This is a genomic window from Bradyrhizobium guangzhouense, from assembly GCF_004114955.1.
GTDB classification, from domain to species: domain Bacteria; phylum Pseudomonadota; class Alphaproteobacteria; order Rhizobiales; family Xanthobacteraceae; genus Bradyrhizobium; species Bradyrhizobium guangzhouense.
This window is the reverse complement of sequence record NZ_CP030053.1, coordinates 5661270-5682748: the sequence shown is the minus strand read 5'-3', so window position 1 is coordinate 5682748 and position 21479 is coordinate 5661270. Positions and strand designations below refer to the sequence as shown.

The 21479-nt window shown below is 63.6% G+C and carries 21 protein-coding genes and 1 pseudogene; 12 read left to right on the top strand and 10 right to left on the bottom strand.

The features are described 5' to 3' along the window. Positions 1–83: 83 nt before the first annotated feature. Both XH91_RS27185 and XH91_RS27180 read right to left on the bottom strand, forming a co-directional pair. The gene (locus XH91_RS27185; protein ID WP_128953443.1) at positions 84–341 is read right to left on the bottom strand and encodes a hypothetical protein; all 258 of its coding nucleotides are present in this window, start codon (positions 339–341) and stop codon (positions 84–86) included. A 22-nt stretch (positions 342–363) separates the two neighbouring features. Further along, the gene (locus XH91_RS27180) at positions 364–693 is read right to left on the bottom strand and encodes a hypothetical protein (RefSeq protein ID WP_128955008.1); all 330 of its coding nucleotides are present in this window, start codon (positions 691–693) and stop codon (positions 364–366) included. A 170-nt stretch (positions 694–863) separates the two neighbouring features. Here XH91_RS27180 and XH91_RS27175 point away from each other — a divergent pair, with 170 nt between their 5' ends. After that, a complete protein-coding gene (locus XH91_RS27175) occupies positions 864–1268 on the top strand; it encodes a hypothetical protein (RefSeq protein WP_128953441.1) in 405 nt (134 codons plus the stop codon). Positions 1269–1349: 81 nt separating this feature from the next. On the opposite strand, the gene XH91_RS27170 is transcribed toward XH91_RS27175, so the two are convergent. Further along, positions 1350–1703 carry a hypothetical protein gene (locus XH91_RS27170; protein WP_245477214.1) on the bottom strand — a complete coding sequence of 118 codons (354 nt, stop codon included), beginning with the start codon at positions 1701–1703 and terminating at the stop codon, positions 1350–1352. Positions 1704–2505: 802 nt separating this feature from the next. Here XH91_RS27170 and XH91_RS27165 point away from each other — a divergent pair. Together XH91_RS27165 and XH91_RS27160 are read left to right on the top strand one after the other, a co-directional pair. Continuing rightward, positions 2506–3390 carry an aldose 1-epimerase family protein gene (locus tag XH91_RS27165; RefSeq protein ID WP_128953440.1) on the top strand — a complete coding sequence of 295 codons (885 nt, stop codon included), beginning with the start codon at positions 2506–2508 and terminating at the stop codon, positions 3388–3390. Between the two features lie 346 nt (positions 3391–3736). Beyond that, positions 3737–4552 (top strand): response regulator transcription factor, encoded by an 816-nt coding sequence (locus XH91_RS27160; RefSeq protein WP_128953438.1) that lies wholly within the window; start codon positions 3737–3739, stop codon positions 4550–4552. Between the two features lie 294 nt (positions 4553–4846). On the opposite strand, the gene XH91_RS27155 is transcribed toward XH91_RS27160, so the two are convergent. From XH91_RS27155 to XH91_RS27145, 3 genes are all read right to left on the bottom strand, one after another. Next, on the bottom strand, positions 4847–5596 hold the full coding sequence (locus XH91_RS27155) for a transglycosylase SLT domain-containing protein (protein ID WP_128953437.1): 750 nt from the start codon (positions 5594–5596) through the stop codon (positions 4847–4849). Positions 5597–5665: 69 nt separating this feature from the next. Next, positions 5666–6805 carry an alpha/beta hydrolase family protein gene (locus tag XH91_RS27150; RefSeq protein WP_128953436.1) on the bottom strand — a complete coding sequence of 380 codons (1140 nt, stop codon included), beginning with the start codon at positions 6803–6805 and terminating at the stop codon, positions 5666–5668. A 93-nt stretch (positions 6806–6898) separates the two neighbouring features. Continuing rightward, positions 6899–7114, bottom strand: coding sequence for a hypothetical protein (locus tag XH91_RS27145; RefSeq protein ID WP_128953435.1), 216 nt, complete (start codon positions 7112–7114; stop codon positions 6899–6901). Positions 7115–7244: 130 nt separating this feature from the next. Between XH91_RS27145 and pgm the strand changes: the two genes are divergently transcribed. From pgm to XH91_RS27125, 4 genes are all read left to right on the top strand, one after another. Next, on the top strand, positions 7245–8891 hold the full coding sequence (gene pgm / locus XH91_RS27140; protein ID WP_128953434.1) for a phosphoglucomutase (alpha-D-glucose-1,6-bisphosphate-dependent): 1647 nt from the start codon (positions 7245–7247) through the stop codon (positions 8889–8891). Between the two features lie 298 nt (positions 8892–9189). Further along, entirely contained in the window at positions 9190–10239 is a 1050-nt protein-coding gene (locus tag XH91_RS27135) for an aromatic ring-hydroxylating dioxygenase subunit alpha (protein ID WP_164934065.1), read from the top strand. A gap of 5 nt (positions 10240–10244) precedes the next feature. Next, complete coding sequence (locus tag XH91_RS27130; RefSeq protein ID WP_128953433.1) at positions 10245–11000, top strand: GntR family transcriptional regulator; 756 nt, start codon at positions 10245–10247, stop codon at positions 10998–11000. A 7-nt stretch (positions 11001–11007) separates the two neighbouring features. Continuing rightward, complete coding sequence (locus tag XH91_RS27125) at positions 11008–11988, top strand: PDR/VanB family oxidoreductase (RefSeq protein ID WP_128953432.1); 981 nt, start codon at positions 11008–11010, stop codon at positions 11986–11988. A gap of 140 nt (positions 11989–12128) precedes the next feature. Here the strand turns inward: XH91_RS27125 and XH91_RS27120 are convergent, their stop codons facing one another. Together XH91_RS27120 and XH91_RS27115 are read right to left on the bottom strand one after the other, a co-directional pair. Then, the gene (locus tag XH91_RS27120) at positions 12129–14090 is read right to left on the bottom strand and encodes a putative bifunctional diguanylate cyclase/phosphodiesterase (protein WP_128953431.1); all 1962 of its coding nucleotides are present in this window, start codon (positions 14088–14090) and stop codon (positions 12129–12131) included. 331 nt (positions 14091–14421) lie between these two features. Continuing rightward, complete coding sequence (locus XH91_RS27115) at positions 14422–14787, bottom strand: nuclear transport factor 2 family protein (RefSeq protein WP_128953429.1); 366 nt, start codon at positions 14785–14787, stop codon at positions 14422–14424. A gap of 324 nt (positions 14788–15111) precedes the next feature. Between XH91_RS27115 and XH91_RS27110 the strand changes: the two genes are divergently transcribed. Genes XH91_RS27110 through hemC form a run of 3 tightly spaced genes read left to right on the top strand, consistent with a single transcriptional unit; the run spans position 15112 to position 18387 of the window. Beyond that, positions 15112–15702 carry a TetR/AcrR family transcriptional regulator gene (locus XH91_RS27110; RefSeq protein WP_128953428.1) on the top strand — a complete coding sequence of 197 codons (591 nt, stop codon included), beginning with the start codon at positions 15112–15114 and terminating at the stop codon, positions 15700–15702. A 53-nt stretch (positions 15703–15755) separates the two neighbouring features. Then, on the top strand, positions 15756–17381 hold the full coding sequence (locus XH91_RS27105; RefSeq protein WP_128953427.1) for a GMC family oxidoreductase: 1626 nt from the start codon (positions 15756–15758) through the stop codon (positions 17379–17381). A gap of 25 nt (positions 17382–17406) precedes the next feature. Then, positions 17407–18387, top strand: a complete 981-nt coding sequence (gene hemC / locus XH91_RS27100; RefSeq protein ID WP_128953426.1) for a hydroxymethylbilane synthase — start codon at positions 17407–17409, stop codon at positions 18385–18387. A gap of 123 nt (positions 18388–18510) precedes the next feature. Here hemC and XH91_RS27095 read toward each other — a convergent pair whose 3' ends face one another. Continuing rightward, a complete protein-coding gene (locus XH91_RS27095; RefSeq protein WP_128953425.1) occupies positions 18511–19155 on the bottom strand; it encodes a hypothetical protein in 645 nt (214 codons plus the stop codon). Positions 19156–19216: 61 nt separating this feature from the next. On the opposite strand from XH91_RS27095, the gene XH91_RS27090 reads away from it, so the two are divergent. Beyond that, positions 19217–19744 (top strand): Crp/Fnr family transcriptional regulator, encoded by a 528-nt coding sequence (locus XH91_RS27090; RefSeq protein WP_164934064.1) that lies wholly within the window; start codon positions 19217–19219, stop codon positions 19742–19744. A 123-nt stretch (positions 19745–19867) separates the two neighbouring features. Then, positions 19868–20157: pseudogene (locus XH91_RS27085) on the top strand (hydroxymethylbilane synthase); the annotation flags it as partial. A 273-nt stretch (positions 20158–20430) separates the two neighbouring features. Here XH91_RS27085 and XH91_RS27080 read toward each other — a convergent pair. Further along, a complete protein-coding gene (locus XH91_RS27080) occupies positions 20431–21345 on the bottom strand; it encodes an ABC transporter substrate-binding protein (RefSeq protein WP_164934063.1) in 915 nt (304 codons plus the stop codon). Positions 21346–21479: the final 134 nt, after the last annotated feature.

The following is a 21479-nucleotide window of genomic DNA, read 5'->3' as shown; positions in this document are numbered from 1 at the left end:
GCTTTTCGAATGCTCGTCACGGCAATGCGGACCTCAGCATCGTCTATTCGTGTCTTGCGAATCGACTGGTCTCAGCTTGCGTCTCACAGCTGCTTCGCGATCGGCAGCAGCTCAGACTGAAGCAGCTTGATCATCTCTTGAGACGAGAGGGATGGCTTTGATGGCGCCGGTGGAAGATCCGCAACCTTCACAGCGTCGTTGTGCTGATCTGCAAGATCGGCCGCAGCCTTCTCGCTGGCAATCCTGTCGGTCAGCGCGGCCTCGGCGGCCTGCCTTTCGGCAAGCGCCTTGACGACGGCAGCTTCGTCCTCCTTGCGCCGCTGCTCGGCCTCTGCTGCCATCGTCTCTTCAACGCGTTTGGCCTCAGCGGTGGTGATGATGATGATGATGATGATGATGGTGCCGATGGCGCCCGATCACGACCACCGGTCCGCGTCGCCAATGACTGTGGTGATGGTGGTGGTGATGATGATATTGCGCGAGCTGCACGTTCGCCTTTGTCGTCTCAGGGGTTTGCTCGTCCAGAGCCTGCAAGACCGTCGCGGCATTCGGGATCGGCTCAAGCAACTCAGCATAGGAGTTAGCTTGTAGCGGACCCGAGGAAAGCGGGGCCGGTCCCGGGGCGGCTTGCGCTGACGAAAGGGTGCCGAGCGCCGCCACCGCTCCTAAAAGGCCGGCTATCTTTTTTTCCATGATGTTGCTCCAAAACGCCCCGCGGGACATCCGCCGGGTCGACGGTAAACGGGAAGAAAGGGCAATACGTTCCTGGCCGTGACCCGCGCGAGCCGCCTCGACTTCCTTGATCGGCAACAAAACCTCGCTCCAGGCGTTTGGACTCACCCAATCTTTGTCAAAGGCCAGATATGGAAGACTTCTCAGCTCCTGTCCGCGCGCGCCAATCCGCACTCCCGTGGGTGATTGTTGCTCTTGCAGTGTTGGTAGCCGGATCAAGCATCATTTGGATGAACAACAAGATTGGGGCACTCGAAGCTGCCAAGGCGCCTGCTCAGGAGCTGAATGTTGATGAAACGCGGCAAGCCCTGGCAGCGCTGCAAAAAAGGTTCGATGAAATTCAGAGCGGACAAACAAGCTTGAGCGGCCAAGTCAGCGAGCTCAAGGGCCAGGTTGCAAAAGAACAGGGAGAGCGCAAACTTCTCTCCGATCAGCTCGGCTCGCTCAGTGAGCGAGTAGATGCTCTTTCGTCATCGAGTGCAGACGCAAACGCCGGCTCACAGCAACCTCAAAGGAACAGGAGAAGCAAGAGGTAGGAGAGCGAACGAAATCACCAGCCGGAGCCGATAAGGGGTTCGAGGGAGGCAGCCTCGGCACCGCTCCTGGAGGGCAGACGATCATCCCCCCGACAGGTCTGGCTGCTTCCCAGAGCATCGACAGTCCCGGCGAAATCCGACGCATCCTTTCAAAGCCGTCCATACGCGTGTGCGCACCGAAAGGCAGGCTTCCCAGAGTTTCGCGAACCACGGAATCGTTAAAAGCTTCGGCTTGACGATGAGGAAAAGCCGCTCGACCACCAGAAGGCTGAGCGCGTAGCAGACAACGATGATCGCCGTGCCGGTGATCCAGTGCCCCTTTCCCGCCACGGCCACCGCGACGAGCTTCAGTGGTTCTACTGTCGCCGTCGGAAGCGCCAGCAAGAACAGCGAGGGATAGGGTCCGAGTCGTTCGATCGACCGTCTCAAGCTCATGAAAGGTCTCCTCGGCGGGAAACAGTCGCGACCCCCTTGTTGTTCCCTGCGACGGAACGTCGGGCGCGATTTAATGCCGGAACGGAAATGGCAACCCAATCGTTCTCAAGACCTGTGATCGGGAGCATGTCACGATGGTAGATGAGACGAAGAAAGAATTGGCGCTGATAGCAGTTGGCACCCTTGCGGCTCTTCCTGTTCTCGGCGGCCTTAGCCTGACACTGTTGGGACTCGTCGCATGGTGAGGCCGGGGGCCTCACCCAAAACAAACTGCGCACTCAGCTTTTCATTTTTTGTGCCCTACGGCCCATAGGCATACTGGCCTCTGCCCCGTCCAAAGCAGTCGTCTGGCCGCTCGATCTCGCCTGTTGCTTCGAAGGTGCTGACTCGAGCTGCTTCCGCTCGTCGTCGACTGCCTGACGCTTCACGCGCTGCGACAAGCTTCTTCTCTTGTCCTCTCTCGCATTCGTTGTCGCTATTGAACACGGTCCAGCCAGCGCGGGTACCGAGTTGGAGCGAGAATTCGTGGTTGCGGCGGAGCGCCTCCTGCGGATCGGCATACGGCCCCACAGCCGGCGCGGCCGGGAATTTGCAAGTGGCCATCTGTGATGTCCCTCACAAACGCGGGTGGTCCGCCGCCATTCGGGTCCATGATCGAGGGCATTGCTTTGATTCAAGAGCACACTGCAATCGCTTGATGAAAGGACGACATGTCCTTAGGTGTGGCTATCGGGTCGAATGCGGGTTGCTTGATCCAGTCGGCTGCCGGAGAAGAATTCGAAATGTCTGGAGATCCGTCGCCATGACCGACGACACGTACACGATCCGAAGCGGCTCCCTCGCCGCGAGCATCAAAGCACAGGGCGCCGAGATGTGCTCGCTCAGGCACGAGGATGGTATCGAATTCGTGTGGCAGGCCGAACCGGCCTGGCCGCGCCACGCGCCGTTGCTGTTTCCGATCGTCGGGCGTCTCGCCAATAACGAATTGCGGCACCGGGGCAAGACATACCGGATGACCCAGCACGGCTTTGCGCGCGACAGCCGGTTTGCATGGGGGGCACGTGAAGAGAGCCGCTGCACGCTGGTGCTCGAAGACAGCGAGACGACACGCGAGCGCTACCCGTTCGCGTTCCGGCTGACGGCCGCTTACGCGCTCGATGATGCCGGTCTCGATCTCACACTCACGGTCGTGAACACCGGCAACGAGACGCTGCCGGTGTCGGTCGGTGGTCATCCCGCTTTCAACTGGCCGCTGCAGCCTGGCGTGCCGAAGGAAAGCTATGCGCTGACCTTCGAGAAAGAGGAGCCGTCTCCGATTTGTCGTGTCGAGGGCGGGCTCCTGCTCACGGCTACGGACCCGAGCCCGGTCCGAGACCGGGTGCTTCCTCTGTCGGAAGCGCTGTTCACCAGCGATGCCGTCATCCTCAATCCCGTCAACAGCACTGCGGTTCGTTATGCGGCGGGGCAGGGCGCCGGGCCCTGGCTCAAAATGTCATGGCACGGTTTTCGCGAGCTCGGAATCTGGTCGAAGCCGTCGGGCGCGCCGTTCGTTTGCATCGAGCCCTGGCGCGGTTACGCAAGCCCCGTCGGCTTTGATGGGGAGTTCACCGACAAGCCGGGCCTGATGCACATTGCGCCCGGTGCGGAAGAGCAAGCCTCGTTCCGCATCGAGATCGGCACGTCCTAGAGCATGATGGCGTTGGGTCCGATCTGTCTCGGAGCACCTCCCCCCAGCGTGGAGAGGTCGGATTGCTTCGGCGCGCAATTGCGCGCCTGAGCAATCCGGGAGCGCGCATCCACGCGGAGGTTGAAGCGGAAACCTTCCCGTGCACTAACCGGCGGTTGAAGCCGAATTCGGATGAGCGGAGTTGTTGGTGCCCGGCGCCTCCGAACTTGTCCTGCCGACACATCGGTGCGCTCAGTGAGAAGTGTGGGGCAATTCATAGTTAATACTGCAATACCGTGACTTATATTGTTTGGGCGGCACAACGCGCCTAGTATTCCGCAGGCAATTTCGGGGGCTCGAACAAGCCGTGAATGTTCGTTCACAGGACAGCGCATCACGCGGCCACTTGAACTTTCAAGCCCAGTCGCAGGCACACAGGACATCCAACATCGTGGCTGATTCCGCACTTCAGGAATTACGGCCGATCGGCCGCGAGCGGCTGATCGTCGTCGAAGACGATCCCGTGACGCGAACGATGCTGGTCGGTTACTTCAGCGAGAACAATTTCGACGTGGTCGGCGCGGGCAGCTGCGCCGAATGCCGCCAGGCGCTGCGCGCGCGCACCGACCTCGTCTTTCTCGACCTGCAATTGCCCGACGGCGATGGCTTCGATCTCGCCAAGGAGATCCAGGCCACCAGCAACGCCGGCATCATCTTCGTGACCCGCCGCGACACCGACGTCGATCGCATCCTTGGCCTCGAGATCGCCGGCGATCATTACGTCACCAAGCCGATCAATCTGCGTGATCTCCTGGCGCGAGCACGCAGCGTGCTGCGGCGGCGCTCGATCGACCGCAAGGCGGCGCGCAACCACAATTCGATCGCCTTCGGCGACTGGATCATCGACCTGACGCGGCGCGAGCTGCTCGGCAGCGACGGCAAGCCTGTGGCGCTGACGCGTGCCGAGTTCGACCTGCTCGCCGCTCTCGTCGGCGCGGACGGACGCCCGCTCAGCCGCGACTATCTGATCGAGGTCGTCAGCAACCGCCAGGCCGAAGTCGACATCCGTACGGTCGATGCGCTGGTGGCGCGGCTGCGCCGCAAGCTCGTCGGCAGCGGCACGCCCGTCATCGCCACCGTCACCGGCGTCGGCTACAAGCTCGCGCTCAGCGAACGCCTTTAGGCACGAGTGATCGAGGGCACGTCGTGCCGGCCAAGGGCCGGCCGGTACCGTTTGCTTCAGCCGCTGAACCCGACCAGAAACCGGATGGCGATGAAGGTCGAGGTGGCCACGGCCGCCGTTGCGAAGATCGCAAACAATACTCTCAAACTGTTGTGCATGGTCTCTATCAGGGGTTACGCAAAAAAGACTGTTGGTTCAATCGCTGCGGCGACCCCGAAAAGGGGCGCATCCGTAGTATTCCATCGACCATGACGGTGTCGTCAAGAGCCGGGTCCGTTTCGTGACGAACGACCGTTAACGCGAGGCCGTCCGCTTCCACCTTGCCTCGATGCGGGCCTTGATGCGGCTGACCCTGGCCTCATGCGCGGCCCAAAAGGCCCTGGATGCGGCGGCCGTGCCCCGGCGGAAGCGGGCATAGACGTCGGTCGGCTGCGCCGGTCTGTGCCGGGTCTTGGACTTTTCAGTGCCGGCTGCTGCCGTTGCCGGTGCGGGTTCCGAAGGTGGGGCCGCCGCATCAGGGGTGACGACCGCCGTCGAGCCCATCGCGAGCAGGCGATTGCGGGCGCGATTGCAATAGACCTGCGAACGAGGACTGGTCTCGTCCTCGTCCCGGCTGGCCCGGTATTTCATCAGCGTGCGGCAGAGGTCCCCGCCGGCGAGGCGCCATGCGCGGCTGAGATGAAGCACGCCGTAGTGGATGTTGATATCAGGCTCGGCGAGTTCGGCGGCGTTGCCCCGGAACCCGAGCGCCGCCGCGGTCTCGAGCCGCAGCTGCATCAGGCCGAGCTCGCCGGCGCTGCCGACGACGGCCGGATTGTAGCCGCTCTCGACGAAGACCACGGCCTCCACGATGTCGGCGGGCAGGTTGGTCCTCGCCGTCTCATGCTCGATGATCTTTCGGATCTCGGCGCGCGATGTCGCGGTTTCGCCTGCGCCGAGATCGGCATCTTGGGCCCGCGCGCAGGTCGATGCGGACAACAGCAGCGCGACCACGACGTGCATCCACGTCGCGCTCGGATTTCGTCGTGCCTGATACCGCAGCATGGAGCCCGTCGTACATCTTTCGAGTTAACAACCGATGTGTCGCCGGCGCTTGCCGCGCGTCGCGAAGACTTATCGCGCGCGCGAGACCTGGTCCGTGGCCGTTCCCTGAACGCTGCCGGAGGAGAGTTGGTCGTCGACGGCATAGAGCGTACAGGTCGGCGACCATTTCATGCAGGCCGCGAGCGAATCGCGTTGCGCCTCGTCCACGGTGCTGCGCCCCGAACGCCAGCCGTAGCCGCCGTTCGGCGACACCGCAAAAGCCTTGTGCGGCATGGTGCTGGCGAGATAGCGCGCGAACTCGGCTTTCGCCGCGTCGTTGAAATGATCCGGCGGCGGCAGCGGGTCGGGCGGGCTCAGCACGTCGTGGCCGAGCCCGCGCTCGCGCAGGAAGGCGTCGACATAGGGCGTCCATTGCGGGCGGCCCACCACGGAATAGAGATAGTGGCCGTCATCGCCGTAAGCCGCCGCCGCGACGAATTTGGCATTGCCGCCACTGGTTCGAAATCCGTCATAGAACCGGCGCGCCAGATCGGGCCCGAAGTACAGATCGTTGGTTGCGTAGACCCACAGCATCGGCACGCGGGAGGTCTTGCCGAAGGTCGCGAAGGCTTGCACCAGCCCATCCGGATTGCAGACATCGTCATCGTCGCGCGAGCCGCGGCCGCCGGCGAAGCTGATCGCGGCGACGAGACCGCTTGGTGCCTGCGCGGTCAGCGCGACGGTGGCGAGCCCTCCGGCGGAATGGCCGGCCGCGATCATGCCTGTGGTGGTGACGTCGGTCCGGCGGGCCATCGCATCGATCGCCGCGCGCAAATCCGCAACCGCGACCGCGGCGGCCGGCAGATAGGCGGCGTTGGTGCAGCCACCGACGCTGTCGACGCGTCCGCCGGGCGAGGTGCCGTAGCCGCGCCGCATCACGATCAACGCGGCAAAACCGCGCCGGGCATATTCCAGCGCGATGCCGTAATACTTATGCGCGGTCATCGTTGCGCGGTCCTCGAAGCTGCGTGGCGAGCCGTGGCTGAGCAGGGCCAGCGGATAACGTTTGGTCCCTGCGGGGCGGACCAGGAACGCCTCCAGCCCCTGCGGTCCGGCCTCCGCCATCGGGATGCGCAGGTCCTCGGTGTAGAACTGGGCGGCGCGCGCCGGTGCGAAGGCCAAGATAAGGCTGGCGATCAGCAAGGACAGGAGCTTGCGCGAAAGGACCATGGGACGATTCGAGGCGGCCAGGACCCGTCAACCATAGCATGTTCCCAGGTCCGCCGGCGCGGCCGCGTCGGGGAAACAAGCCGCCTCGTGCCGTCAGCGCGTGATGTCGGGAAGGGAGGCCGCTGCCGTGCTGTCCGATGTCGAGCTGCGGAGCTCCCGCTCGATCCGCCGCTTCACCTTGGCGAGGTCGTGATCCACGGCTGCATAGCGCAGCATCGGGTTGGGCTCGACGTCGGCTGCCCTGACATGGACTGGCGAGGAGGATGCCAAGGAACTGGCGAGCAGCACGGCCGTTGCGAAAATGGTCATCCCTGCATTGATGGACCCAAATGCGGCCATTTGTTGCTGTGGTCGATCCAAGGGCTTTTGGCTTGGCGCGTGCAGGCCCGGTGCTATGGTGCGACAGGACCTCAATTTTTCAAGGACGAGGAAATTCCCAGTGGCTGATGTTCATCCCGCGGCGGGCAAGCAGGCCTCGCCGGACGCGCTCGCCAACATTCCGCGGCTCGTGACCGCCTATTTCGCCGGCAAGCCGGATGCGGCCGACCCGGCGCAGCGGGTGGCGTTCGGCACGTCGGGCCATCGCGGTACCTCGTTCAAGAACACCTTCAACGAAGGCCACATCCTCGCCACCACGCAGGCCATCTGTGACTACAGGAAAGACAAGGGGCTGACCGGTCCGCTCTTCATCGGCATCGACACCCACGCGCTGGCCGAGCCGGCGCTCGCATCCGCGGTGGAGGTGTTCGCGGCGAACGGCGTCGAAATCATGATCGACAAGGACCACGGCTACACCCCGACGCCCGTCATCTCGCACGCGATCCTCACCTACAACAAGGGCCGCACGTCAGGCCTCGCCGATGGCGTCGTCGTCACGCCGTCGCACAATCCGCCCGAGGACGGCGGCTACAAATACAATCCGCCGCATGGCGGCCCGGCCGACACCGACGCCACCTCCGTCATCGAGAAGCGCGCCAATGCCTATCTCGCCGATGGACTGAAGGGCATCAAGCGCATCGACTATGCCAGGGCGCTGAAATCATCGAGCGTCCACGCCTACGACTACGTCACGCCCTATGTTGCCGATCTCGGCAACGTCGTCGATCTCGACCTCGTCAAATCCGCCGGCGTCAATATCGGCATCGATCCGCTCGGCGGCGCTGCCGTGCACTACTGGCACCCGATCATCGCGCGCTATGGGTTGAAGGCCACGGTCGTGAACGAGGCGATCGACCCGACCTTCCGCTTCATGACGGTGGACTGGGACGGCAAGATCCGCATGGACTGCTCCTCGCCTTACGCGATGGCGAGCCTGATCGCGATGCGCGACCGCTTCGACGTCGCCTTTGCCAACGACACCGACGCCGACCGTCACGGCATCGTCACCCGCACCGGCGGCCTGATGAACCCCAACCATTATCTGGCGACCGCGATCTCCTATCTGTTCGCGCACCGGCCGAACTGGAGCAAGAGTGCTGCGATCGGCAAGACCGTGGTGTCGAGCTCGATCATCGACCGCGTCGCCAAGAAGCTCGGCCGCAAGCTGGTGGAGACGCCGGTCGGCTTCAAATGGTTCGTCGATGGTCTGCTCACCGGCGGCTTCGGCTTCGGCGGCGAGGAGAGTGCAGGGGCCTCGTTCCTGCGCCGCGACGGCTCGGTGTGGAGCACCGACAAGGACGGCATCATCCTCGGCCTGCTCGCCGCAGAGATGATGGCCAAGACCGGCCGCGATCCGAGCCAGCTGTTCGGCGATCTCACCGCCGAGTTCGGCATGCCCCATTACGCCCGCATCGACGTCGCCGCCACCGGACCGCAGAAGAACATCCTGAAATCAGTCACGCCCGAACAGCTCGGCCTGAAAGACCTCGCCGGCGATCCGGTCCGCGCCACGCTGAGCAAGGCCCCGGGCAACGGCCAACCCTTCGGCGGCATCAAGGTCGAGACGGACTACGGCTGGTTTGCCGCGCGCCCCTCGGGGACGGAGGACGTCTACAAGATCTACGCCGAGAGCTTCCGCAGCACCGAGCACCTGAAGCGGATTCAGGAAGAGGCCCAGGCCGGGCTGGCGAAGGTGTTCGGGGCTTGAGTGGAAGGTTTCGGCCGAGCGCTCTCTAGTTGCGGCTCCGAGGGTTGTGCGTGCCGCATCCTCCGCTGTCATCACCCGCGAAAGCGGGTGATCCAGTACGCCGCGGCCCCAGCTGTGTGAACCCAATGTCCGCCGCGGCGTACTGGATTCCCCGCTTTCGCGGGGAATGACAGTGAGCTCTAGATGTATACAGCATACCGGAGACAGGTATTATGGTAAGCACATTTTGGCTTTGATTGCCCGCTGCTCCTCCGCTATTGTATACATAACGCATACAACAGTCCTTGGGAGATCGCCCGTGACAAAACCCTTCCCCATGAACGCCTGGTACGCCGCCGCGTGGGACGCGGAGGTGAAGCCGGCGCTGTTGCCGCGGACGATCTGCGGCAAGCACATCGTGATGTACCGCAAGGCTGACGGCGCGGTGACCGCGCTGGAGGATGCCTGCTGGCATCGGCTGGTGCCGCTGTCGAAGGGCCGGCTCGAAGGCGACACCGTAGTCTGCGGCTATCACGGCCTGAAATACAACGCGCAAGGGCGTTGCACCTTCATGCCCTCGCAGGAGACCATCAATCCGTCGGCCTGCGTGCGCGCCTATCCCGTGGTCGAGCGTCACCGCTACATCTGGCTCTGGATGGGCGATCCGGCATTGGCCGATCCCGCGCTGGTCCCCGACATGCACTGGAATCACGATCCGGCCTGGGCCGGCGACGGCAAGACCATCCGCGTGAACTGCGATTACCGCCTCGTGCTCGACAATCTCATGGACCTCACCCACGAGACCTTCGTGCACGGCTCCTCCATCGGCAACGACGCGGTCGCCGAAGCGCCGTTCGACGTCACCCATGGCGAGAAGACCGTCACCGTGACGCGCTGGATGCGCGGCATCGAGGCACCGCCGTTCTGGGCCAAGCAGCTCGGCAAGTCCGGCCTGGTCGACCGCTGGCAGATCATCCGTTTCGAGGCGCCGTGCACCATCGCCATCGACGTCGGCGTCGCGCCTGCTGGCACCGGCGCGCCCGAAGGCGACCGCTCGCAGGGCGTCAACGGCTTCGTGCTCAACACCATCACGCCGGAGACCGAGAAGACCTGCCATTATTTCTGGGCCTTCGTCCGCAACTACCAGATCGGGGAGCAGCGCATCACCACCGAGATCCGCGAAGGCGTCTCCGGCATCTTCCGCGAGGACGAGCTGATCCTCGAGGCGCAGCAGCGCGCCATGGACGAAAACCCGGATCGCATCTTCTACAATCTCAACATCGACGCCGGCGCGATGTGGACGCGCAAGCTGATCGACCGGATGGTGGCCAAGGAAAACGGGCCGCAGCATCTGCAGGCCGCGGAGTAGGGCAAGTGAAAGCAGCGCCCGAGGTCGACCGCTCGGTCTCGCAGACCGTGAAGGCGCAGCTCGCGCTGCGCGACCAGATCTTGTCCGGATCGTTGCGTCCGGGCGAGCGCATCTCCGAGCTTCAGGCGGTGGAGACCACAGGCGCCTCGCGCACCCCGGTGCGCATGGCGCTGGTGCGGCTCGAGGAGGAGGGCCTCCTGGAGGCGATCCCCTCCGGCGGCTTCATGGTGAAAGCGTTCTCGGAGCGCGACATTTCCGATTCCATCGAGCTGCGCGGCACGCTGGAGGGTCTTGCCGCGCGCTTTGCCGCCGAGCGCGGTGTTTCCGCGCGCGAGCTCGAGCCGCTGAAGGAATGCCATCTCGCAATCGATGACCTCCTGCGTCAGGTGCCGATCTCGATCGAGGCGTTCTCGGCCTATGTCACCTTGAACGCCCGCTTCCATGCCCTGCTGACCGAATTGTCGCGCAGCCCGCCGCTGATCCGGCAGATCGACCGGGCCTCCGCGCTGCCGTTCGCCTCGCCCAGCGGATTCGTGATGGCGCAGTCCGCGCTCCCCGAAGCGCAGCAGATCCTGATCATCGGGCAGGAGCATCATCGCGTCGTGATCGACGCGATCGAGAACCGCGAAGGCGCACGCGCCGAGGCGATCATGCGCGAGCACGCGCGGCTCGCGGTGCGCAACTTGCGCCTTGCGCTGCGCAACCGAACCCATCTCGACCTCTTGCCGGCGCTCGCGCTGATCAAGACCGCAACCGATTGAGGGCACCATGCGCTTCGTCGAAACCTGGATTCCCGCAACGCTCGTCGCCACGCGCGATCTGTCGCCCGGCATCCGCGAATTCCTGATCATGCCCGACCAGTTCGATGGTGCCGCCTACCCGGTCGGCAGCCACATCAATGTCAGCGTCAGCATCGACGGCCAGCCGGAGACGAGGTCCTATTCGCTGGTCGGCGAGGCGACCACGCAAGGCTTCAGGATCGCTGTGCGCCGCGCTGAGGACTCCCGTGGCGGCTCGCGCTACATGTGGCAGATGGCACCGGGCGCACGGCTCGACATCACGCGGCCCGCCTCGCTCGTCGCGGTCGACTGGGCGCGCGAAAACTATTGCCTGATCGCCGGCGGCATCGGCATCACCCCGATTCTCGGCGCCGCGCAGGCGCTGGCGCGCCGCGGCGCCGACGTGACGCTGCATTACGCCGTGCGTAGCCGCGCGGATGCTGCCTATCTCGAGGAGCTCGCTGACGTCCTCGGCGATCGCCTCGTGGTCCATGCCAGCGATGAAAACAAGCGCCTCGACCTCGATGCGCTGTTCGCCTCGCTGCCGAAGGGCACGCTCGCGCTGTTCTGCGGCCCGATGCGCATGCTCGATGCGGCGCGCCATGCCTGGATCGGCGCCGGCCATCCGCTGTCCGATCTGCGCTACGAGACCTTCGGCTCCAGCGGCACGCTGCCGACCGAAACGTTTCGCGTGCGCCTGAAGGACTCAAATGTCGAGCTGGAGATTCCGCGCGAGCGCTCGATGCTCGACGTCCTCAATGCCAGCGGCTTTGAGGTGATATCCGACTGCAAGCGCGGCGAATGCGGCCTCTGCGCCATCGACGTCGTCGCCGTCGACGGCGAGATCGATCATCGCGATGTCTTCTTCAGCGATCACCAGAAACAGAGCAACCAGAAGATATGCGCCTGCGTCTCGCGGGCGCGAGGCACCATCACGGTGGATACGTTGTTGCGGGCGGATGCGGTTTGAGGGTGGCTTTCTCGGGAGAATCGTAGCCCGGATGGAGCGAAGCGAAATCCGGGGGCGGTGTTGCTGCGGCTTGTGCTTTCCCCGGATTGCGCTTCGCTCCATCCGGGGCTAGACCTCAATGAAAAATGGTCGCAGAAAACTCACGCCGCGAAAATCGCCCGCAGCTTCTTCGTGTCCAGCAGCGCCTGCGCGCCTTCCGCCGACACCGGCCGGCCGATCAAATAGCCCTGCACCTCATCGCAATTGATCTGCCTGAGATAGTCGAGCTGGTCCGTGGTCTCGACGCCCTCGGCGACGACCTCGATGTCGAGGTCGCGCGCCAGCGAGATCACCGACTTCACGATCGCCGCGCAATCCGGCTGCACCAGCATGTCGCGGATGAAGGACTGGTCGATCTTGATGCGGCTGAACGGCAGCTTGCGCAGGTAGGTCAGCGACGAGAAGCCGGTGCCGAAATCGTCCAGCGCCACCGTGGCACCCAACTCCAGCAACGCGTTCAGGATCGAGGCGGCCGAGCCGTATTTCGACAGCAGCATCGATTCGGTGATCTCGATCTCGAGCCTGGCAGGGGCAACCTTGGCATCGGCCAGCGCCTGCACGATGGTCTGGAGAATGCCCGTGTTGTGAAACTGCGCCGCCGAGAAATTCACGGCGACCCGGATGTCGTCCGGCCAGTCCTTGAGCGTCGCGCAGGCACGCCTGATCACCCATTCGCCGATCTCGTGGATCAGTCCCGTCTCTTCCGCGATCGGAATGAACTCGCTCGGCGGCACCAGGCCGCGCGAGGGATGCTGCCAGCGCAGCAGCGCCTCGAAACCGGTGATGCGGTTTTCGTCGAGATCGAGGAACGGCTGGAACACCAGGAACAGCTCCTCGCGCGCGACGGCACCGGCAAGGTCCGCCTGCAGCGCCTTGCGGTCACGCGAGACCTTGTCGTCGGCCTCCTCGAAGAAGCGCACCGTGCCGGGTCCGGCCTTCTTGGCGCGATAGAGCGCGGCGTCGGCGTTCTTCATGATGTCGAGCGCCGTATTGCCGTCGCGCGGCACCAGCACGATGCCGACGCTGGTCGCGCCGACGAACTCGCAGCCCTCGATCAGGAATGGCTCCGTGAACGCCGCGACGAAGCGCTCGGCGATTTCCAGCGCATCCTCGGGCCGCGTCAGATTGGCCATGACAAGCGCGAACTCGTCGCCGCCGATGCGCGCGACGTGTTCGGCCGCGCGGGTGCAGCGTTGCAGGCGGCTCGCGACCTGCACCAGGAATTCGTCGCCCGCGGGGTGGCCGAAGCGGTCGTTGACCTCCTTGAAGCGATCGAGGTCGAGCAGCAGCACCGCGAACTCCTCGCCTGACAGCGTCAGCCGCTTCAAGGCGGCATCGAGCGTCTCGTTAAAGGCGACGCGGTTGGGCAGCTGCGTCAGCGGATCCCGCCGTACCGTGCGCTCGGCCTCGACCTGGCGGATGATGCGCCGGGCGAAGGCGAAGGAATTGACGAACACGGCGCGCAGCAGCACGCTGCCGTAGACCACCACCAGCACGGCCATCAGCACATAGGCGGGGTCGCCGTCGCGGCCGAGACAGATCGCGATCCCGATGAAGATCGGCGTCGTGAACGCAATTGCCGCGATCGGAATGGTGGCGAAGGCCAGTGCGCCGCCCGCGAGCATACCCGAGCAGAGGCAGGTGATGACGAGCTGGCCGCCGGTGAAGGCGTTCGCGAAGAAGGCGACCGGCACGATGCCCCATGCGGCGCCGAGCACGAAGGCGTTGCGCACCAGCCGGTGCATGGCGCGGCGCGAGACGAATTGCGGCTTGGTGATCCGGCGTGACAGATGGGATTGCAGGCCGAAGCCGATCGCGGCGCCAGCGACGACGACGGCCCAGATCAGCGCAAAAATCCCGTCCGGCGAGTGCCGCAGCGCGATCGCGAGCACGGCGGCGTTGCAGGCATTGGCCAGCATGATGCCGACCGAATAGCCCAGCACCAGCGACATCTGTTCGGCGCGGATATGGCCGGCCGTGGCTTCGTCGGTTGCGGGACCGCCAAAGACGGAGAGATCGCCGGCAAACAGCCGCGCGAGAAAAGTGGTCGGTCGAGTCCGCATTCCAGAGCCTGCAGCAGCACGGGCCGTTGTTTTCGGCTCGATCAGGAGAATTCGCCGCAAATCTTTGACGAACTATGAATTATCCCCGATTGCTGCTGTCGCCGCGACCACTTCTGCGTGTTCGAAGGAGAGTATCGATAACAAATCGATACAAATGCGCGGGGACGGTGGTCCGCCGCCACCAACTCCGCTGTCATGCCCCCGCCTAGTGCGCCATTGCGCACGGGGGGCGGAGCATCCGGTACGCCGCGGCCCATCGGATCAATCACAACCTTCACGGAGTACTGGATCGCCCGATCGAGCCGGGCGATGACAGCGCTGCGTTTGGCCGTCACCGCCCCATTTGCTTCGGGTCGTAGAAGAACCGCTCCTCGATCAGCTTGTCGCCCTGCCAGGTCTGCCAGGCGATTTCCTCCAGCGTTCGCGTGACGCCTTCGGCGTTGGTGAAGCTGAACACCCAGCGGCTCGCGACATTGTCGCCGTCGATCAGGCTCGGCCCGACGCGCACGGCCTTGACCTCCTTGGACGCCGCCAGCACGCCGCGCTCCTTGGCGATGAGCTTGTCGCGGCCGACCGTCGGCGCGGCGTTGTTCTCATAGGTCGCGGCATCGGGCGTGTAGTACTGCTCGATCGCCTCGACGAACTCCCCGGCCTCCAGCCGCCTTGCAAAGGCTTCAACGACGTCACGGCTCGGCATGGGCGCACCTCATGAATAAAACCGACTGATAGTCGGTAAATACCGACCGGGGGTCGAAAAGTCAACTGGTGGTGGAGGGCGAATTCGATTAGAGCATCGCCAGGACAGATCGAGTGCGTCCGCGAAGGCGGTCGGCTCCCTCCCCCGCTCGCGGGGGAGGGCTGGGGAGAGGGTGTTTCCGCGACGGGACAATCCCCTAGAGGAAAGAACCCTCATCCGCCACGCGCGGGACGATGCTTCGCATCGCCCGGGCGTGTCGGCCTCTCCCGCAAGCGGGAGAGGCGAAGCCAGCCCGCGGCCCGATCTGCGCTAGACAGGAATAGCATGGCCAAACAAGCAGAGCGGCGCGCAGCAACATCGGAGGCTATCCTGGCGGCGGCGCGACGGCTGTTCGGGACGCAGGGCTTTGCCGCCACCACGATGGACGAGATCGCGGAGGCCGCCCACGTCGCCAAGGGCGCGGTCTATCATCACTTCAAGACCAAGGAGGCGGTGTTCGAAGCGGTGTTCGATGCCGTCTCGCGCGACCTCGTCGTCGAGATCGACAGCGCCGCGCGCGCCGAGAAGGATGTGCTGGCCGCCATGGTCGCCGGCACACAGCATTACTTTGCGGCGACTGCCAAGGGACCGACCGGCCAGATCATCTTGCGCGACGGGCCCGCCGTGCTCGGCTGGGAACGCTGGCGCGAGATCGATGCAAGGCACTTCGGCGGCAAGATGCCGCGCGCGCTCGCGGTGGCCATGGAGGCCGGCCTGATCGCAAAGCAGCCGGTCGAGCCGCTGGCACGGCTGCTGCTCGGTGCGGTGACGGAGGCCGCGGTCGCCTGCGCCGGGCGCGCCGATATCGCAAGGGCAGGCGCGGAATATGCCCGTGCGTTCAAGTCGCTGGTCGAGGCGCTGCGTCAGCGCGCATGATTGTGCTAGTGACGAAACGGAAACGCCCACGCCAACAAGAAGAATAGTAGCGCATGAACGCAACTTCATCCCTCACACCGTCCGACCCCGAGTTCGACTACATCATCGTCGGCGCCGGCTCCGCCGGCTGCGTGCTCGCCAACCGCCTCTCGGCGAACGGCCAGCACAGGGTGCTGCTGCTCGAGGCGGGACCCAAGGATTCCAACATCTGGATCCATGTGCCGCTCGGCTACGGAAAACTGTTCAAGGAAAAGTCCGTCAACTGGATGTACCAGACCGAGCCGGAGCCCGAGCTGAAGGGACGGCAGGTGTTCCAGCCGCGCGGCAAGACGCTGGGCGGATCGAGCTCGATCAACGGCTTGCTTTACGTCCGCGGCCAGCACGAGGATTACGACCGCTGGCGCCAGCACGGCAATGCCGGCTGGGGTTATGACGACGTGCTGCCCTATTTCAAGAAGGCGGAGAACCAGACGCGCGGCGCCGATCAATATCACGGCACCGGCGGGCCGCTGCCGGTCTCGAACATGGTCGTGACCGATCCGCTGTCGAAAGCCTTCATCGATGCTGCCGTCGAGACCGGTCTGCCCTACAACCCCGATTTCAACGGCGCGACCCAGGAAGGCGTCGGCCTGTTCCAGACCACCACGCGCAACGGCCGCCGCGCCTCGACTTCGGTGGCCTATCTCGGCCCCGCGAAGGCGCGCAGCAATCTCAAGGTCGAGACGGAGGCGCTCGCCCAGCGCGTGCTGTTCGAGGGCCGCCGCGCGGTCGGGGTCGCATACATGCAGGGCTCAACCCTGCGCCGCGCGCGGGCGCGGAAGGAGGTCGTGCTGTCGAGCGGCGCCTATAACTCGCCGCAACTGTTGCAGCTCTCCGGCGTCGGCCCCGCCGATCTCCTGCGCAAATACGGCATCGATGTCGTGCTCGACGCGCAAGGCGTCGGCCACGATCTCCAGGACCACATGCAGGTCCGCATCGTGATGAAATGCTCGCAGAAGATCACGCTGAACGACACCGTCAACCATCCGCTCCGCCGCACGCTGGCCGGTGCGCGCTATGCGCTGTTCCGGAAAGGCTGGCTGACGATCGCGGCCGGCACCGCCGGCGCGTTCTTCAAGACCAGTCCGCGGCTGGCCTCGCCCGACATCCAGGTGCACTTCCTGCCGTTCTCGACCGACAAGATGGGCGAGCGGCTGCACGATTTCTCCGGCTTCACCGCGTCGGTGTGCCAGCTCCGGCCCGAAAGCCGGGGCTCCCTGCGCATCAAGAGCGCTGATGCGACCGTGCCGCCGGAAATCCGCATCAACTACATGTCGACCGAGACGGATCGCACCACCAATGTCGAAGGCATCAAGATCCTGCGGAAAATCCTGAATGCGCCGGCGTTGAAGCCGTTCGTGGTCGGCGAGTATGACCCCGGCACCAAGGTATCCACGGACGCCGAGATCCTGGATTATTGCCGCGAGCGCGGCAGCACCATCTACCATCCGACCTCGACCTGTCGTATGGGCAATGACGCGCTCGCGGTGGTGGACCAGCGGCTGAAGGTGAGGGGGCTCGAGGGCCTTCGCGTCGTCGACGGCTCGATCATGCCGGATCTCGTCTCGGGGAACACCAACGCGCCGATCATCATGATCGCGGAGAAGGCCTCCGATATGATATTGCAGGACGCGCGGTAATTTGCGGCTCGAAAGGACAAACGGCTTGGCACCGCGATTCAAGATCGGCACCCGCAAGAGCGCGATGGCGCTGGCACAGACGGAAGAGATTGCGCGCCGTCTGACAGCAGCCGTATCAGGCCTCGACGTCGAAATCGTCAAGTTCGACACCACGGGTGATATCGACCAGACCGGCAAGCTGCTGCCCCATGGCGGCAAGGGCGGGGCGTTCGTCGCACAGATCCGGGCCGCCGTGCTCGCGGGCGAATTGCAGGCCGCGATGCATTCGTTGAAGGACATGCCGGGCAACGAAGACACGCCCGGCCTCGTCATCGGCGCCACGCTGTCGCGCGATCCGCCCGGCGACGCGCTGGTGCTGCGCGCGGGCGTGACGCTGGAGGCGCTGCGCCAGTCTCGCGGCAAGGGGTTCAAAATCGGCACCAATGCCGTGCGTCGCGCCGCCTATGCGCGGCGATTGTTTCCTGAGGTCGAGGTGATTCACTTCCGTGGCGCCGCCGACACGCGGGTGCGAAAGCTCGATCATGGCGAGATGCAGAAGCTGCCGGATGGCGGCGCGGTGGGGCCTGCCGATGCGCTGATCATGGCGCGCTCGGGCCTCGATCGCGTCGGTCTTTCCAGCCGGATCGCCTACGAGTTCACCGTGGCGGAGATGCTGCCCGCGGCAGGGCAGGGTATCGTCGCGGTCGAATGCGCTGCGCAGGACTGGCCAACGCGACAAATCCTGTCGTCCATCGACGATCACGCCGCACACGCCTCGGCCGATGCCGAGCGCGAGGTGCTGTGGGTGCTGAACGGTCACTGCAATTCGCCGGTCGCCGGCTTCTCGACCATCGCAGGCGATCAGATGTCGCTGACGGCGTCTGTGCTCGATCTCTCCGGCAACACCATCATCGAAGCTTCAGGCACAGGGCCGGCCAATCGGCCGCGTGAACTCGGACGTAGCGTCGGACTGGATCTGTTGGGCAAAGGCGCCGCCGAAATCATCGAGCGCAGCCGGCCACGGTAGGCCATCTGCCCACGCGTTCAAGAGCGTCTGCGATGCACTGATAGCGCGCAAGCGCGATATCTGCTCGGATCACAAGCTGACGAATGGGGAATGGGGCCGTAGGTCAGGCATTCGGGCGTGCCGTCAGCCGTGCGGATGTTCGCCCTTGGCTACCATCAGATGATGCTGCTGGTGATGCATCCCGCGTGTCATGGTGCCAATGAAGCCAAGCGCCTTCAGCTTATCCATATCTTGCGGCGGTACGCGGACTTCAAAGATGGAACCCTCGTCAGTGTCCTTCGCGACGAAATGCCAGCCACCCACGCCGTCCATGGTTGCGGCGTGTGCTGACGTCATTCGCTGGATGGAATCGCGGACGGCACCGTCACCCGTGACGACAAATTTCATCCCGCCATCGATTGCTTCGTTGCTGACATGAGCGGCCAGGGTGACGTTATTCATGTCGATCAGGTGCTGGCGTAGTGCTTCGATGTTGACCTTCGACCAATCCGTTTGCGGATCATCTTCCAGAATTTGAACGATCTCCTGAATTGCTGCGAAGGCGGACTGTCCCGGCTCGGTCGGCGCTCGGGTGTCTTTGCGCGCATCCGTCTCGTTGATGCTCCCACCGTGCATCATCTGCATATGGTTCATCATTTGCGTGTGGTCCATCGGCATGGGCTTGCCGGGCATGCTCTCGCCGCGCATCGAATGTTGATGCTGTTGCTCGGGCTGCTGGGCCAGTGCTGCCATTGGAAGGAGCAAAAGTGCGAATGCGAGTAGGCGCATGGGGTACTCTCCTGTTGAGGCATCTTGCCATAGCGGTCGCTTCAGGAACATGATTGCTATCATGTTCTCCGATCTTGCCCCGCTACTGAAAGGCCTCGACCGACGCCATCTAGGCTTCCAGCCTGGCGAGACCGTCTTCCGCCAGGGAGACCCGGTCCGGTACATCTTCATGGTGACCGGCGGGGCTATCGATTTGGTGCGACATCAGGCTTCCGGAGCTTCACTTGTGCTCCAGCACGCTGGACCGGGGACAATGCTCGCGGAAGCGTCAATCGATTCCCCAACTTACCACTGTGCCGCAGTCGCGGTTTCGAGTTCAACAGCTTGGGCCGTCTCGAAGAGAGAGTTCCTGAACCGCCTCGCGCAAAATCCCACGCTCGGATTGGCTCTCATTCGACACTTCGCTCATGAGCTTCAAAATGCGCGCTTCCACGCGGAAATCCTGTCCATGAAAACCGTTGCCGAGCGCCTCGATGCATGGATTGCGTGGCGCGGTCCTCCCCCTTCCAAGGGGCAGTGGGTGCGCCTTGCTGCCGAACTCAGTGTTAGCCCCGAGTCGCTGTATCGCGAAATCGCCAAGCGCAACTAGCCATACCCCCTCTTGGCGGCTGCGAGGAGCAGCGGCCGAAGGCCCGCGACGGCTCACAAGCCGACATCCGGTTCGTCACTTCGGCTTCGCCATCGGTTTTGCGAGCTCTCGGGCGCTACCAATGACGAGCTTGCCCACGCCTCCGCCGATGTTGAGCGTTGCGGGTGCTGAGCGGCCATTGCAATTCGCCGGCGGCCGGCTTCTCGACCATCGCAGGCTATCAGATGTCGCTTACAGCGTCTGTGCTCGATCTCTCCGGCAACACCATCATCGAAGCTTCAGGCGCAGGGCGGGCCAATCGGCCGCGTGAACTCGGACGTAGCGTCGAACTGGATCTGCTGGGCAAGGGCGCCGCCGAGATCATCGAGCGCAGCAGGCCACGGCAGGCCGTACCCATGAGTTCAGTGGAGTGATGCGAAGTGCTCTCTCCACCTACCACTTCGGCGACTCGCCTCGGGATTTTGCCGTCATAGTACCAAGTGCCCTCCGCAACTTTTTCGTTCATTTCGCCGTTCGCAAACTGAAGCTGCCACTGTTGCAACGAACGATTACTCGGTGACCGCGGTGGGTCTAAACCGGTCCAAGCGAGTAACGCTGGAGGAAGGTCGGCTAAGAGCCATAAGCCGACATCATCAACCGGGAAGCGCTCGCCGTTGCTGTTAGGATCCGTGACTGATGCCGTGGTCTTACTCTAACACTTTATCGGCCAATGAGATTGCGGACGGAGATATCGACAAACCCAGCGCCTTGGCGGCTTTCAAGTTAAGCACCAGTTCGAACCGCTCAGGTTGCTCGACCGGCAAGTCCGCAGGACGCGCTCCCTTGATTATCTTATCGACGTAGACGGCAGCTCGGTCGAAAATACTCAATATGTTCGGGCCGTAGCTCATAAGCCCACCAATATCGACGAACAAGCTATACTGGTAAATCGAGGGAAGTCGCGCCTCTGCTGCTAGCTTCGCAATCGCGGGACGAAAAGGATCAGCTAATACGTAGACCGCCTCGCAATTGGTCTCCTTCATTCCGCTAAAAGCCCGCTCTAGGTCCGCCGGGGCTGGTGCCACGAACGGAAAGAGTGTGAGCCCCAATCGATCCGCACCGCCACGCGCGAGCTCAAGCATTTTCTGGTGGGTTGGATTTGCCGACATCAATACGGCAATGCGTTTGACGCTTGGCACAACCAAACGCAACATCTCCAGGGACTTCGCCGCGAGATCGCCAAACATGTTGGCAAAGCCCGTTATATTCCCTCCGGGGTGAGCAAAGCTCTCGACGAAACCGGAGCCAACCGGATCGGTCGATGGCGCCATTACGATCGGAATAGTGCTTGTTGCATGCTGCGCCACCGCAATAGCTGGCGTAGCTTCGGCGACGATAACATCCGGGCCGCCGTTCATAATCTCTTTCATTAATTGGGGCAGCAGATCAAATTGGCCCCTGGCTTCGCGCACATCGAGGACGTAGGTACTACCTTCAACGTACCCTTGTTCAATCATTCGCCGCCGAAAAACTGGCAGCGCCAGATCAAGTCGTCCTGATCCAAGAAATCCAACACGCCAGATTTTCCGATGTTGTGCTTTGAGCTCGATAGGTGAGACCATCGAGGCACCGACGCCAAAAATGAATTCTCGCCGCCTCATCTCCCACCCAATCGATCTTGTTCTCGCCCCATTTCACCATGCCAGCTTGAGCGATGCTAGGGGGATGGCAGAGCCATTCCGCTAAGCGTCAAAAG

Coding starts and splice junctions, on each gene's coding strand:
- XH91_RS27145 (WP_128953435.1), bottom strand. CDS start 7,114: ATGACCATTTTCGCAACGGCCGTGCTGCTCGCCAGTTCCTTGGCATCC.
- XH91_RS27165 (WP_128953440.1), top strand. CDS start 2,506: ATGACCGACGACACGTACACGATCCGAAGCGGCTCCCTCGCCGCGAGC.
- XH91_RS27115 (WP_128953429.1), bottom strand. CDS start 14,787: ATGCCGAGCCGTGACGTCGTTGAAGCCTTTGCAAGGCGGCTGGAGGCC.
- XH91_RS27180 (WP_128955008.1), bottom strand. CDS start 693: ATGGAAAAAAAGATAGCCGGCCTTTTAGGAGCGGTGGCGGCGCTCGGC.
- XH91_RS27095 (WP_128953425.1), bottom strand. CDS start 19,155: ATGCGCCTACTCGCATTCGCACTTTTGCTCCTTCCAATGGCAGCACTG.
- XH91_RS27090 (WP_164934064.1), top strand. CDS start 19,217: ATGTTCTCCGATCTTGCCCCGCTACTGAAAGGCCTCGACCGACGCCAT.
- XH91_RS27080 (WP_164934063.1), bottom strand. CDS start 21,345: ATGGTCTCACCTATCGAGCTCAAAGCACAACATCGGAAAATCTGGCGT.
- XH91_RS27155 (WP_128953437.1), bottom strand. CDS start 5,596: ATGCTGCGGTATCAGGCACGACGAAATCCGAGCGCGACGTGGATGCAC.
- XH91_RS27120 (WP_128953431.1), bottom strand. CDS start 14,090: ATGCGGACTCGACCGACCACTTTTCTCGCGCGGCTGTTTGCCGGCGAT.
- XH91_RS27110 (WP_128953428.1), top strand. CDS start 15,112: ATGGCCAAACAAGCAGAGCGGCGCGCAGCAACATCGGAGGCTATCCTG.
- XH91_RS27105 (WP_128953427.1), top strand. CDS start 15,756: ATGAACGCAACTTCATCCCTCACACCGTCCGACCCCGAGTTCGACTAC.
- XH91_RS27150 (WP_128953436.1), bottom strand. CDS start 6,805: ATGGTCCTTTCGCGCAAGCTCCTGTCCTTGCTGATCGCCAGCCTTATC.
- XH91_RS27185 (WP_128953443.1), bottom strand. CDS start 341: ATGGCAGCAGAGGCCGAGCAGCGGCGCAAGGAGGACGAAGCTGCCGTC.
- XH91_RS27175 (WP_128953441.1), top strand. CDS start 864: ATGGAAGACTTCTCAGCTCCTGTCCGCGCGCGCCAATCCGCACTCCCG.
- XH91_RS27170 (WP_245477214.1), bottom strand. CDS start 1,703: ATGAGCTTGAGACGGTCGATCGAACGACTCGGACCCTATCCCTCGCTG.
- XH91_RS27125 (WP_128953432.1), top strand. CDS start 11,008: ATGCGCTTCGTCGAAACCTGGATTCCCGCAACGCTCGTCGCCACGCGC.